General features: G+C 66.7%; 13 protein-coding genes. 4 read left to right on the forward strand and 9 right to left on the reverse strand.

Annotated features, from left to right (window positions below):
* Positions 1–240: 240 nt before the first annotated feature.
* Both HMPREF2791_RS07125 and HMPREF2791_RS07130 read right to left on the reverse strand, forming a co-directional pair.
* Positions 241–894 carry a DUF3239 domain-containing protein gene (locus HMPREF2791_RS07125; RefSeq protein WP_371335900.1) on the reverse strand — a complete coding sequence of 218 codons (654 nt, stop codon included), beginning with the start codon at positions 892–894 and terminating at the stop codon, positions 241–243.
* 11 nt (positions 895–905) lie between these two features.
* On the reverse strand, positions 906–2,546 hold the full coding sequence (locus HMPREF2791_RS07130; RefSeq protein WP_070473027.1) for a DNA repair helicase XPB: 1,641 nt from the start codon (positions 2,544–2,546) through the stop codon (positions 906–908).
* A 35-nt stretch (positions 2,547–2,581) separates the two neighbouring features.
* On the opposite strand from HMPREF2791_RS07130, the gene HMPREF2791_RS07135 reads away from it, so the two are divergent.
* A complete protein-coding gene (locus tag HMPREF2791_RS07135) occupies positions 2,582–2,809 on the forward strand; it encodes a type II toxin-antitoxin system ParD family antitoxin (RefSeq protein ID WP_070473025.1) in 228 nt (75 codons plus the stop codon).
* Here the strand turns inward: HMPREF2791_RS07135 and HMPREF2791_RS07140 are convergent.
* From HMPREF2791_RS07140 to HMPREF2791_RS07155, 4 genes are read right to left on the reverse strand one after another with little or no spacing between them, the layout of a single operon-like run.
* On the reverse strand, positions 2,806–3,999 hold the full coding sequence (locus HMPREF2791_RS07140) for an ABC transporter permease (RefSeq protein ID WP_070473022.1): 1,194 nt from the start codon (positions 3,997–3,999) through the stop codon (positions 2,806–2,808). The two genes, HMPREF2791_RS07135 and HMPREF2791_RS07140, sit on opposite strands and share 4 nt — an antisense overlap.
* Positions 3,999–4,877, reverse strand: a complete 879-nt coding sequence (locus HMPREF2791_RS07145) for an ABC transporter ATP-binding protein (RefSeq protein ID WP_070844883.1) — start codon at positions 4,875–4,877, stop codon at positions 3,999–4,001. Before HMPREF2791_RS07145 ends, HMPREF2791_RS07140 begins: the two co-directional genes overlap by 1 nt.
* Positions 4,874–5,326 (reverse strand): hypothetical protein, encoded by a 453-nt coding sequence (locus HMPREF2791_RS07150; RefSeq protein WP_070473015.1) that lies wholly within the window; start codon positions 5,324–5,326, stop codon positions 4,874–4,876. Before HMPREF2791_RS07150 ends, HMPREF2791_RS07145 begins: the two co-directional genes overlap by 4 nt.
* Positions 5,323–5,580 carry a helix-turn-helix transcriptional regulator gene (locus tag HMPREF2791_RS07155; protein ID WP_070473010.1) on the reverse strand — a complete coding sequence of 86 codons (258 nt, stop codon included), beginning with the start codon at positions 5,578–5,580 and terminating at the stop codon, positions 5,323–5,325. The genes HMPREF2791_RS07150 and HMPREF2791_RS07155 overlap by 4 nt, the downstream gene beginning before the upstream one ends.
* Positions 5,581–5,664: 84 nt before the next feature.
* On the opposite strand from HMPREF2791_RS07155, the gene HMPREF2791_RS07160 reads away from it, so the two are divergent.
* Positions 5,665–8,481, forward strand: a complete 2,817-nt coding sequence (locus tag HMPREF2791_RS07160) for an FAD-binding and (Fe-S)-binding domain-containing protein (protein WP_070473007.1) — start codon at positions 5,665–5,667, stop codon at positions 8,479–8,481.
* On the opposite strand, the gene HMPREF2791_RS07165 is transcribed toward HMPREF2791_RS07160, so the two are convergent.
* Positions 8,478–10,535 carry a helicase-associated domain-containing protein gene (locus HMPREF2791_RS07165; RefSeq protein ID WP_070844884.1) on the reverse strand — a complete coding sequence of 686 codons (2,058 nt, stop codon included), beginning with the start codon at positions 10,533–10,535 and terminating at the stop codon, positions 8,478–8,480. The two genes, HMPREF2791_RS07160 and HMPREF2791_RS07165, sit on opposite strands and share 4 nt — an antisense overlap.
* Before the next feature lie 53 nt (positions 10,536–10,588).
* On the opposite strand from HMPREF2791_RS07165, the gene HMPREF2791_RS07170 reads away from it, so the two are divergent.
* Positions 10,589–10,783, forward strand: a complete 195-nt coding sequence (locus tag HMPREF2791_RS07170) for a hypothetical protein (RefSeq protein ID WP_034999421.1) — start codon at positions 10,589–10,591, stop codon at positions 10,781–10,783.
* Positions 10,784–11,030: 247 nt separating this feature from the next.
* On the opposite strand, the gene HMPREF2791_RS07175 is transcribed toward HMPREF2791_RS07170, so the two are convergent.
* Positions 11,031–11,747, reverse strand: coding sequence for a resuscitation-promoting factor Rpf1 domain-containing protein (locus HMPREF2791_RS07175; RefSeq protein ID WP_070473002.1), 717 nt, complete (start codon positions 11,745–11,747; stop codon positions 11,031–11,033).
* Between the two features lie 253 nt (positions 11,748–12,000).
* Here HMPREF2791_RS07175 and HMPREF2791_RS07180 point away from each other — a divergent pair, with 253 nt between their 5' ends.
* Complete coding sequence (locus tag HMPREF2791_RS07180; protein WP_034999423.1) at positions 12,001–12,384, forward strand: cold-shock protein; 384 nt, start codon at positions 12,001–12,003, stop codon at positions 12,382–12,384.
* A gap of 15 nt (positions 12,385–12,399) precedes the next feature.
* On the opposite strand, the gene HMPREF2791_RS07185 is transcribed toward HMPREF2791_RS07180, so the two are convergent.
* On the reverse strand, positions 12,400–12,903 hold the full coding sequence (locus tag HMPREF2791_RS07185; protein WP_070472999.1) for a DUF2771 family protein: 504 nt from the start codon (positions 12,901–12,903) through the stop codon (positions 12,400–12,402).
* Positions 12,904–12,907: the final 4 nt, after the last annotated feature.

A 12,907-nucleotide genomic window follows, 5' to 3' on the forward strand; every position in this document is an offset into this window, starting at 1 on the left:
ACTTCTACACAACACACCCGCACATACGGAGGAAACAACGGGACTCGGACGCACACCAACTCCGCATTGCGGACAACCAGGCCTGCACCAATCATTGGCGCCCAGCCACGAAGTCCCGCAGGCTGGGGCGAACAAAGTAGAATGCCCGCGACCGAACCGATGAGGGATCTGTCGCGGGTGAGAGATGGGGAGGGGCGGAAGTCGGGCGCGGGCAGACGCTTAGCCCGGAAAGAGCCCGCGCTAGAGCTCCACGAGCGAGTTCTTTGACTGCTCGACGAGAGCAGCCTTCTTGCGGGCGCGCTCCAGCGTGGACCACTGGTCCTGGGGGATCGATTTCCGTGCGGAAGCTACAACTGCCTCGTCGGGAGTGCCCCAGGCGATGGGCATGGGGGTGATGGTCTGCCAGTGCTGTTGGTCGCGGGTGGAACGCTGCGCGCCCACCGCAGCGACGGGCACCTTGGTTCCGACCTTGTCGGAAGTGTTCGGGAGAGGCTGCATCACACGCGAGGTGATGGCCCAGCGCGGCGGCAGGGCGGGGTCCACGTTCAGGTTCACCAGCGCGGTCAGGGTCACCGTCGTGCCGGCGCGCTCGGTGATGATGGCGGGGGCGAGCGGGTGGGAGTCGTAGATCTCCTGGGTCTTACCCACGCTGCGGGGGATCAAAAGCGCCACCACGAGCATCAATACGCCGAACAGTACGGCGCCAAAGCTGCCAAGCCAATGCCACGGCGAGGACGGGTCCACAAGGAACCACACGGCGACGCCGACGATCACGGAGATGACAAAGATCGCGATGCCGGATGCGACGAGGCTGCGGGTGTCGCGCACCATCTCGTTGTGCTGCTTCGCAAAGTCCTCGTCGACGTCGAACTTGAATACCTTCATGCCACTCATGGCATACAAGTTTAAAGGTCGGCGGCGTCGACCAGTCGGTACGCGTAGCCCTGTTCAGCCAGGAAGCGTTGCCGGTGCATGGCGTACTCGGAGTCGAGGGTGTCGCGGGCGACCACGGTGTAGAACACGGCTTCCGCGCCGTCAGATTTGGGCCGCAGCAATCGGCCCAGGCGTTGCGCTTCTTCCTGCCGGGAGCCGAAGGTGCCGGAGACCTGGATGGCCACGGCGGCTTCGGGCAGGTCGATGGAGAAGTTCGCCACCTTGGACACCACCAGGGTGGAGATTTCCCCGTCCCGGAACGCCTGGAAGGCTTCTTCGCGCTTTTTGGTGGTGGTTTTGCCGTCGACCAGGGGAGCGTCGATACGCGATGCGATCTCCTCGAGCTGCTCCACGTACGCGCCGATGATCAGGGTCTGCTGCCCCTTATGCGTTGCAAGAAGCCTATCGACGACTTCCAGCTTGCCCACCGAACAGGCCGCCAGACGGTAACGCTCGCGGGTTTCGGCGGTGGCGTAGGTGAGGCGCTCCTCGTCGGTGAGCGTGGTGCGGACTTCGACGCACTCGGCGGTGGCGATGTAGCCGGCCATCTCGAGTTCTTTCCACGGGGCGTCGTAGCGCTTTGGCCCGATGAGGGAGAACACGTCGTCCTCGCGGCCGTCCTCGCGCACGAGGGTCGCCGTGAGTCCGAGGCGGCGGCGGGACTGGAGGTCGGCGGCCATGCGGAAGACGGGAGCGGGGAGGAGGTGGACCTCGTCGTAGATGATCAGGCCCCAGTCGCGGGAGTCGAAAAGTTCGAGTGCGCGGTATTCGCCGTTGGTTTTGCGGGTGACCACCTGGTAGGTGGCGATGGTCACGGGGCGGATTTCCTTCTTCTCGCCGGAGTACTCGCCGATCTCCTCAGGCGTTAGGGTGGTGCGGCGCAGCAGCTCGTCGCGCCACTGGCGGCCGGCGACGGTGTTGGTCACCAGGATCAAGGTGGTGGTTTGTGCCTGCGCCATCGATGCTGCGCCGACGATGGTTTTGCCGGCGCCGCAGGGCAGCACCACCACGCCGGAGCCGCCCTCCCAGAAGGATTCGGCGGCGTACTGCTGGTAGTCGCGCAGCTCCCAGCCGTCGTGGTTTAGCGCGATCGGGTGAGACTCGCCGTCGACGTAGCCGGCCAGGTCCTCCACGGGCCAGCCCAGCTTGGTCAGCTCCTGTTTGATCTGGCCGCGGGCGGAGGGGTGGACGGGGGCGGTGGTGTCGTCGATAGGCTTCGCGATGAGCGGCTGGATCTTCTTGCTGCGGGTGACCTCGGTGAGGATCGCGTGGTCGTCCGCCTCCAGGATCAGCCCGTGGGCGGGGTGCTTGACCAGCTTGAGGCGGCCGTAGCGGGCCATGGTTTCGGCAACGTCCACGAGCAGCGCCTGCGGCACCGGGAAGCGGGAGTAGCGCTCGAGCACATCCACGGCCTGCTCGGCGTCGAAGCCGGCGGCGCGGGCGTTCCACAGCGCAAGTGGGGTGATGCGGTAGGTGTGGATATGCTCGGGCGCGCGCTCGAGCTCTGCGAACGGGGCGAGCGCGGCGCGGGCCTTGGGTGCGTCCGGGTGCGCGACTTCGAGCAGGACGGTCTTGTCCGACTGGACGATCAGGGGGCCGTCGCCGAGAGCCATGCGATCTACTCCTAAATGTTGGTAGCGTGCCGTGTATGGCTAAGAACACTTCAGTTGTACTCGGCGAACGTTACGACAAGTTCATCGCCCGGCTCATTCAGGACGGCCGCTATGCGTCTGCCAGCGAAGTCCTGCGCGAGGGGCTGCGGCTCGTGGAGGAGCGGGAGCAGAAGTTCGACGCGCTCAAACTCGCCGTAGAAAAAGGAGAACTCGGCGCCGAGTTCGACGCCGAGCAGTTCATCGCCAAAATGCGCGCACGCTAGCCCCTGCGCAGCAGCTGGGACCACTTGGTCACGTTGCCGTTGTTGAGGATCGTGCGCTTGTAGATGCGGGCGGCGGCCCACACGGCCAGCGCCGTCGCCAAAGCCGCGAGGGCAAACGAGCCTGCCAGCTGCAGCGCGGTGAAGTCCCCGGCCGCATACGACAGCGGCGCGGCGAAGATGGAAAACGGCGGGATCCAGCTCATTACCTGCATCCAGGTGGCATCGGTGTTCATCCAGCCGAAGCCGGGGATGTACGCGGAAGCCATGATGAGCAGCAGGATCGGCATCTGGGTGGACTGCAGGTCCTCGGTGCGCTGCACCATCGCGCCGGCCGCGGCGTAGAGGGCGCCGAAAAACAGCATGGCCAGCAGCCAGGCGATCAGCAGGACGGGGAGGACGGACCAGTCGAATTCGATGTCGTCCACGAGCCCGGAGACCTTCAAGCCAACGCCGCCGACGATGAGCAGCACGGCGGTGGCGAGGAAGCCCAGCACGAGCGTTCCCAGCAGCTTGCCCGCCAGGAAATCCAGCGGGCGCACGGAGGCGAGGACGAGCTCGACCACGCGGGAGGATTTCTCCTCGGTCACGCGGCTTCCCACCTGGGCGGCGAAGGTGATCACGGTGAAAATGACCACCATCAGCGCCACGAATGTGGTGAGCAGGCGGAGCAGTTGCTGCTCGAAGTCTTCGCCGCTGGCCTCGTCCACGTCCACAGGCACGATGTCGATGCTGCGGGACGCCGCCTCGTAATCCGCGGGCGAAATGCCCAGCGTGTTCAGCGTTTCGGCGCGGGTGTAGCTGTCGGCGAGCGCCTCCATCCCCTCCATGATTCCGGCCGACGGCGTGCCGTCCGAAATGACTTCCCACTGGTCGCCCTCGGCCACCAGCGCGGCCTTGACGTCGCCGTCGCGCACCAGTTGCACCGCGTCGTCGCGGCTCGCAGTTTCGCGGGCGTCGTACCCGGCGCCGTCGAGCAATTGCTTATCGACGCCTACGGTCGCCACCGCAGTCTTCGCATCGCCGCCGTCAGCGCCGTCCTTGCTCTTCTGCCAGGAGGCGAAGCCGATGACACCGACCATGGCTAGAAGGAGGATGACGAAGGTGATGACCACGCCCTTCTTCAGCAGCAGGATCTGGATCTCGCGCGCAGCCGTGGTGGTGATCGTGTGCATGGGTGAGTAAGCCTTCATTACTGCACAACCTCCTTAAACAGGTCGGCCAGGTCGGGCACGACCCGGGTGAACTCGTGGACGGGGCCTGCGGCCATGGCGGCCTGCAGGATGCGCTGGTCGTCCTGGACGCTCGGGGCTTCGAGGATGACGTGGGTGGCGGAGTCGTCGATAAGCTTCATGCCCTCCGGGATCCAGCCGCGGGCCTGGGTGCCCACCTTGAAGCGGATGGGGCCGTGGGCGCGCAGCTCGTCGACGGTGCCTTCGGCCACCATGCGGCCGCGGGTGACGATGCCGATGCGGTCGCACAGGCGCTGCACCAGATCCAGCTGGTGGGAGGAGAAGATGACGGGCACGCCAGCGCGGGCACGGTCGGTGAGCATCGTGCTCATCACGTCCACGGCGACGGGGTCGAGGCCGGAGAACGGCTCGTCCAGGATGAGGATGTCGGGGTCGTGGATGAGGCTCGCGGCGAGCTGGACGCGCTGCTGGTTGCCCAGGGAGAGGTCGTCGAGCTTGTCGTTCACGCGCTCGCCCAAACCGAGCTCCTCGAGCAGCTCGGTGCCGCGCTGCTTGGCGGCTTTGCCGTCGACGCCGTGCAGCTTGGCCAGAAAGACCAGTTGCTCCAGGATCTTTTCTTTGCCGTACAGGCCGCGCTCCTCGGGCATGTAGCCGATGCGGCGGCGGGTGTCGTCGTCAAGCGGGCGCCCGTCGAGAAGCACCTCGCCCGAGTCAGCGGCGAGCACGCCGAGGGCGATGCGCATCGTGGTGGACTTGCCGGCGCCGTTGGAGCCGACGAAGCCGTACATTTCGCCGTCGTGGACGGTGAAACTCATGCCGTCGAGGGCTTGGACGCTGCCAAAGCGCTTGTTCAGGTCGCGGATTTCGATTGTGGTCACTTGTCCTCCTCCTTGCGGTTAAAGGTAATGGCGTAGCCGACCATGGGCAGCGGGTAGACGATGAGGAAGGTGAACAGCATGAAGTACCCGGCAGCTACTAAGGCAGTGCTGCCAGGTCCGTCTAGCAGCTGACCGGTAAGCATGAAACCGAAACCGCCGATGCCATTGAGCAGGGCGAATGCTTTCATCGCACGCTTGCGCCAAGTGTCCAGCACGCTGCGCTCGTACTCGTCGAGCAGGTCTTCTGGAATGGTGTCGGCGTTGCCGTTCTCCGCTCTGATCTGTGCCCATGCGATCATGCTGATTATGACGGAAGCGATCGACAAGGTCGATAGCCACCACTGGCTCAGCGTCAGCTGGAGCGCGGTGCAGACGATGAAAAAGAGCATGGCTAAGAAGGAAATGGCAATGAGCGTTTTTGTTTTTCTCTCACGGTCGATGCCGTTCATCTGGTGTACAGCTCCTTCGACATAGGGGGAAATTCGGTGCGGGAGAACACGGCCTCGACGGGGAGGTCGAAGACCTCGCAGACGCGGAAGGCTAGATCCAGGCTGGGGGAGTGGTCTCCGCGCTCGAGCGCGCCGACGGTTTGCGGGTTGACGTTGATCAGTTCTGCGAGCTGGATTCGTGTCATGTCGCGCTCGGCGCGGAGTACACGAACCCGGTTATATATCGGGTCCTTCGGTAGCTTCTTCGGCGACATGCAATGAAGTGTTGTATAAACCCAACACTTTGTCAACGGTTGTGAAATGTATTCCGCGGATTCACAGGGGGCTAGCATGGATTTATGACCACAACCATTTCCTCCCCCGCAGACCATCTGTCCCGCGAACTCGGCTCCGACCAGGCGCTTTCCACCCGCCCGATCGACCGGATCAAGTACGCCCACGACGCGTCGCACTTCCTCTACACCCCGGACGTGGTGGTGGAAGCCCGCACCGCCCACGACGTGGCGGCCGCCTTCCGCGCCTCGGCGGCATCCGGCGCCCCGGTGGTGCTGCGCGGCGGCGGCACCTCCCTGTCCGGCCAGGCCGGCGGCGCGGGCATGATGGTGGACGTGCGCAAGCACTTCCGCGGCGTGGAGGTCCTTAACGGTGGCAAGCGCGTGCGCGTCCAGCCCGGCTCCACGGTGCGCCAGGTCAACGCCCACCTCGCCCCGTACGGCCGCAAGATCGGCCCGGACCCGGCGTCCGAGGGCGCGGCGACGATGGGTGGCGTGATTGCCAACAACTCCTCCGGCATGGCCTGCGGCACGCAGTACAACACCTACAACACCATCGAATCGATGACGTTCGTGCTGCCGTCCGGCACCGTCATCAACACCGCCCACGCGGATGCGGAGGCGCAGTTTGCGCGGGAGGAGGCGGAGCTCGTCGCAAAGCTTGAGCGCTTGAAGCGGCGCGTGCGCGAGAACAAGGAATCCGTCGCCACCATCGAGCGACACTTCGCGCTGAAGAACACGATGGGCTACAGCCTCAACGCGTTCCTAGATTACGAGTCGCCCCTGGACATCTTCATGCACCTGCTGGTCGCGTCCGAGGGCACGCTCGCGTTCATCGCGGAGGCTGTGCTGCGCACCATCGAGGTGCCGAAGCTGAAGACCACCACCATCGCGGTGTACCCGACGCTTGACGCGGCGACGCGCTCGCTGCCGGCGCTGTTCGACTCCAAGGCCGCCACGCTGGAGCTGATGGACTCGCGCTCCATCAAGGTCGGCCGCACCTTCGACTCGGTGCCGGAGCAGATCACCGGCTTCGAGCTGTCCGGCCAGGCTGCGCTGCTCATCGAGTACCACGCCAACGAAGCCGATGAGCTGCGCGAATACGAGGCCGCGGGCGCAAAGCTGCTGGAAGGCTTCGACCTGCAGACCCCGGCCGCCTTCACCACCGACGCCGCCGAGGCCGCCAAGGCCTGGGCCTTCCGCAAGGGCCTCTACGCGCAGGTCGCCGAGGCGCGCCCGTCCGGCACCACCGCGCTGCTCGAGGACATCGCGGTGCCCGTGGACGACCTCGCCGACACCTGCGGCGGGCTGCAGCAGCTTTTCGACGCCTACCGCTACGACGACGCCGTCATCTTCGGCCACGCCAAAGACGGCAACATCCACTTCCTCATCACCGACCGCTTCGAAGGCGACGAGAACCTGGGCCGCTACGACGGCTTCAACGAAGAGATGGTCGACCTCGTGCTCGGCGCCGGCGGCAACCTGAAGGCCGAGCACGGCACCGGCCGCGTGATGGCGCCGTACGTGCGCCGCCAGTACGGCGACGAGCTCTACGAGGTCATGGTGGAGCTCAAGCGCGCCGCCGACCCGCGCGGGGTGATGAACCCGGGCGTGATCATCACCGACGACGAGCGCGAACACATGAAGAACTTCAAGCTCAACCCGCACGTGGAAGACGAGATCGACTCCTGCGTGGAGTGCGGCTACTGCGAGCCGGTGTGCCCCTCGCGCGACATCACCATGACCCCGCGCCAGCGCATCGTGGTGCGCCGCGCCCGTGCGAAGGCGATCCAGGAAGGCGACACCGAGCTGGTCGCACACATCGACGAGGCCTACCAGTACGACGGCATCGACACCTGCGCGGTGGACTCCATGTGCGTCACGGCCTGCCCGGTGAAGATCGACACCGGCAAGTTCATCAAATCCCTGCGCCGCGGCCAGGCCGGTGCCGCGGAATCCGCCGGCTGGGCGGCCGCCGCGAAGGCGTGGGGCCCGGGCAACACGCTGGCCTCGGCGGCGCTTACCGGCGCGTACTACATGCCGACCAAGCTGGTGCAGAAGGTCACCGACGTCGCCCGCGCCCTGGTGGGCGACGACACTGTGCCGCAGTACCGCTCCGAGCTGTCCAAGGGCGGGGCCAAGCGTTCCAAGGCGTTCGGCACCCGGATCGGCGCGCCGGGCGCCGAGCCGGCGGGCGTGTTTGTCCCCGCCTGCGTGAACTCCATGTTCGGGCCGCAGGGCGAGGGCGTGGGCGCCTCCGAGGCGTTTGCGAAGCTGGTCGAGCGCGCCGGGCTCGCGCTGACCGTCCCGGAGGGCATCGACGGGATGTGCTGCGGGACCCCGTGGGCGTCGAAAGGCATGAGCACCGGCCACGACATCATGCAGCGCCGGGTCAACGACCAGCTCATCGCCGCCACCGACGGCGGGCGCCTGCCCGTGGTCGTGGACGCGTCCAGCTGCACCCACGGCTTCCGCGACATGGCCGAGGGCATCGGCATCACCGTCATCGATGCCATCGAGTTCGTCGAGGACCAGGTGCTCGAGCGCCTCGAGGTGAAGCAGAAGGTGGACTCTGTGACGTTGCACCCGACGTGTTCGGCGACGCACCTTGGGATCGTCGATACGCTGGCGCGCGTCGCTGACGCCGCGGCCGAAGATGTGCGCGTGCCCGCCGAGTGGAACTGCTGCGGCTACGCGGGCGACCGCGGCATGCTGCACCCGGAGCTGACCCACGCCGCGACGAAGCGCGAGGCGGCGCAGGCGGCCGAGCTGGACTCGACCTGCCATGCGTCGTCCAACCGCACCTGCGAGCTGGGCCTGACCGCGGCGACCGGTGAGGACTACGAGCACATCCTGGAAATCCTGGAGCGCGTCAGCCGCTAAGCCAGCACCACTTTGGTGATGCGCGGCAGGGCGATGCGCACCACGCGATCTGCGGCCTCGTCGAGAGCGTCGACTTGCCCCGCGCTCACGCTCAGCGGCAGCACAGTGAGCGTGCGGCCGCGCCCTTGCTTATCCACGAAACCTACGGCCACATGCCGCTTCGCTCGAGCCGCCGCCCGCAGCGTTTCGAAGATGTCGCCGGCCCCGGCGTCCGCGTCGGAGCCGGAATCGGCGCGCAGCTTGGCCACGATCGCTTCGACCTGATCCTCGGTGGCCTTTGGGGTGCGCGGCAGGGTAGACGGGGTAGCGGCGACCAGCGCGGGTTCGGGCGCCATGTTCAGCGTCGCGCCGGTGTTGTCCTCCGCGGTGGGCTGCATCCCGGCCGCACGCAGCTGCGCCATGAGCTTGGTCAGCGGCTGGTCCGACACCGCGACGGTGGAGGCGAGGACGCGCAGGCCGCAGCGCTCGGCCACGGTGGCGATCAGCGCCGGGTCCGCGGAACGGATGTAGCTCAGCGCGCTGCCGGCGCGGATGGCGCCGTGGGTGCGGGCGGTGTCGTCGACAAGAAACGCGATTGCCTGCGGCACCTCGCCCATGACGTGCTGGCCCAGCCAGGTGTGGACCTCCTCGGCAGTGAGCCCGCCGTCCAGGCCGCGGCGCACCGACGCCTCCGTGACCCGCCACACGCTGGCCAGGCCCGGCGATTCGAGCTCGGCGATGCGCTCCAAAAACGACGCCATGTCCGGCTCGAGCGGGCCAGGGGCGAGCATTGTCATGTCGCCCTGGGCAATCAGCGTGTCGACGGACGCGGGCACGAGCTGTTTGGCCGCGGCGGCGACGTCCTCGCCATCACGGCCGTCCAGCAGCGCCAGCAGGGGAGAGGACTGCGCCGGCTGCGGGGTGCCGGCGAGCGCGCCGACGAACTGGGCCTCATCCACCACCGCTTGGATGAGCTGTGGCGAGAACCCGCTGGCCTCCAGCGGGGCGTGGAACAGTAACTGGTCGACGTTGCCCGCGTGGCGCAGGATGGTTGTGCGGGCGTGGCGCACCGCGGGCGCGTGCATGTCCGCGGACAGAAGTCTCGCGGCGGTGTCGGCGCGCCACGGGGAGGCGGCCCAGCCGACCATGAGGATTGCCCACTGGTCTGAAAGCGTGGCGTCGATCCACGTCAACGCGTCGCGGGTGGCGGCGAGCACGTCCTCGTCGTCGACGTTGCCGCGGCCGACAAGGCCCGCCGCCTCGCCGATGGTGATCAATAACCTCGGGTCGAAGCCGAGTTCCTTTTCCAGGTTCGCCGCGGCGCGCACGCCGACGGTGCCGTCCTTGTTCAGCGCGACCGGGTGGTCCATGAGCGCCATGACCAGCTGGCGCATTTGTCGCACGGCGTCCAAGCCCGCCGAGGTCGCGGCCTCGTCCACCGCGGACTGGTCCACCTCCGGCAGCGCGGGCGCCTGAAGCGGGAACTCACGCGGCTGGATCCCGCGCATCGCGTCGCGCACCGGCCGCGGCAGCCGCACCGTGCTCGCGTCCACCCGCACCAGCAAACCGGCCGCAAGCAGCTTCGCCACGGGTGCCGCGGGGTCCGCGTCGGGCCCGGCCGCCGAGGTGGTGCCCACCCCGCCCGAGGAGGCCAGGGTCTCCAACACCTTGCGCTCGCGGGCGGGCAGTGCCTCTAGCGCTTCGGCCGCGCCCGCCGGCAGACTGTCGGTCACGCGCCAGCCTGGGGGCAGCGCGGTGAGCGTGCCGGGGGAGATCCGCAGCTCCTTATCCGGCCCGAACACCAAGGCGAGTTCCCGCAGGTGCGCCACCTCGCCGAGTTCGCGCGCGTCCACCGGGTCCAGCTCCGCGCCGGCGTCGGCGAGCCGCTCCAGTACTGCCAGGTCGGCTGCGGTGAGCTGGCGCAACGCCCGCGACGCGGAGCCGGGCAAGCCCAGGCGCGTGGCCAACGACCCGGCCGAGGGCGGGGCGGGGAAGAAGGCATCTGGCCGGGTGCGGATGAGTAGGCGGAGCTGATCGTCGCTAAGCGACTGCAAGAATTCGGGGAAGGTAGACATTGCGGGGGTGAGTTTACGTGCGTTTTCGTGCCCGGCGTGAAAGAATGAGGGGCATGGCTAAAGATGTAGAGAAGATCGGTCGCGCGAACCCGGCGTGGCCCACGCACACCCCTGGTAACGGTCACCCGGTCACCGAGATTTCCTCCAAGCTCACCGGCGCCGCGAGCCCGTTCGGCGACGAGCTGATCCTGCCGCTGAAGGCGGAGGAGACCGGCTACGTCCACCCGACGACGCGCATCAACCGCTAGCTTTCGCTTAGCGACGACACCAAAGGTGGCTCCCGTGCTGCGGGGCCACCTTTTTCGTGTGTTTGAGAGTTTGGACAACTAGCAGATCAAGTGTCCAACGTTCCGTTTGCCCAGGTGGTATAGAAAACTGATTCCAACTGTGGGCTCATCTGCTAGTTCGGTGCCGTTGCCGGGCTGGGCGAACTAGCAGATCAGCGATGTGGGCAAAAGAAACCCCGCCCGAAGGCGGGGTTTCGGCGCGTAGCGCTTAGCGCGGCAGGTAGGTCTGCTGCAGGGACGCCAGGGTGTCGTTGACCTGGGTGCTGAAGTTAGAGCCGACGAGCTGGGCGACCTTGGCGTAGTCGCCGGCCAGTGCGGCGTCCACCAGCGGCTGGTTAGTTGCGTAGAACGCGTTGTAGTCGTTGCGGTTTGCGGCGTAGTTGTCCTGGACGGTGGCCGGGACCTGGAAGCCGAGGCCGTTGATGGCGTCGCGCAGCTTTGTGTACAGCTCATCGGTCTCGTTGCCGGTGGAGGAAGTCTGGGCTGCCGGTGCCGGTGCAGCCGGGGCGGGAGCCGGCTTCGGTGCCGGAGCCGCCTGGGCGGCCTGCGCGTCGCGGTTGGTCGGCGCCGAATTCAGACCGTAGCGCGCGGAGCAGGCCGGCCATGCGCCCCAGCCCTGCTGGGCCAGGGTGCGCTCGGCGATGATGATCTGCTGCTCGCGGGTTGCCTGGTCTGCGGTCGGGGCGAATTCGCCGCCGCCGTATGCCTGCCAGGTGCCGTAGTTGAACTGCAGGCCACCGTAGTAGCCGTTGCCGGTGTTGATTGACCAGTTGCCGCCGGACTCGCACTGTGCGAGCTTGTCCCAGTCGGAATCCGGTGCTGCGGTTGCCTGCGGGGCGACGATGCCTGCCAGTGCTGCAACTGCTGCGGTACCTGCCAGAGCCTTCTTGCCCGTGGAGGTGGTCTTCTTGGAGTGGCGTCCCATGATTTGTTTCCTCTCGTCGTTGACCGCCAATTCTCGGGACAGCCTAACCATTTGTAACGATTGTGTCACGCAAGCGGCACGGAATGGTGTTCGTGTGACAGCAGGGTTCAACGTTTCCGCAGGTCGGGCACTGCGCGGCGAATTGTGGTGTTCTGGGTCACAGTCGCGGTTTTCGGGGCGAAGGTGTAGTGTAAAGCCTTTATTTTGGCCTGCAATGGGCGGGCCATGTACCGGAACCTTAAAGGAGGATGCCATGCCTATTGGAAAGGTGAAGTGGTACGACACCGAAAAAGGCTTCGGCTTCGCGTCCAACCCGGGCGACGACGACGTCTTCATCGGCAAGTCCGTGCTCCCCGACGGCGTGGACGAGCTGGTCGCAGGCCAGCGCATCGAGTTCGATTTCGCTGCCGGCCGCCGCGGGCCGCAGGCGCTGCGCGTGAAAGTGCTCGATGAGCCGAAGCGTCGCCCCGTGCACCGCCGCAAGCCGGAGGAGCTGGGCAGCATGCTGGCGGATGTGATGACCTTGATTGAGACGCAGGTCCAGCCAGCGCTGACCAACGGCCGCTACCCGGACCGCAAGGAAGGCCGCCAGGTTGCGGGGATCCTGAGGGCGGTGGCCCGGGAGCTGGATGCTTAGCGACGCACCTTCGGCCTAGTCGAAGCCGACAGACCACGTGGCGATGACGGGAGTTTCTTCCCCGTCGTCGCCTTTTTCAATGTCCAAGGTTGTAATCTCCGTGACGACGAGCTTCGCACCGGATTCGGTCACCGCCGGGACGGTTTCCTCGCCGGACTCGCCGGAGGTGAACACGCGCTCGGTGTTTGCGGCGGGGTCGTCGTAGATGAGCAGCAGGCGCCAGCTGTTGCGCTCGATCTCACCGGGCACAGTGAAGGTCACGTCCCCCTGATCGGGCAGGCGCACGCTCGGCGGCTCACCGCCGGGGCACTCCACGTCCAGCTCGCACACTGTATATACGGGCACCTGCTCGGTCTGCCCGGCGGCAGCCACGGCGACTTCGAGGTCGCGCACCGGGGTGCCCGGCTTGTTCTGCTGGTAGCTCATAAAGGCGTAGACCGCCCCCACCAGCACCACCACGCCAACTAGGGCGATGGCCAGGACTTTCCACTGCTGGGTTGCTGCGCGTTTGGGTGCCATGGCG

The sequence above is a fragment of the Corynebacterium sp. HMSC034A01 genome (genome assembly GCF_001838175.1).
Classification (GTDB): Bacteria; Actinomycetota; Actinomycetes; order Mycobacteriales; family Mycobacteriaceae; genus Corynebacterium.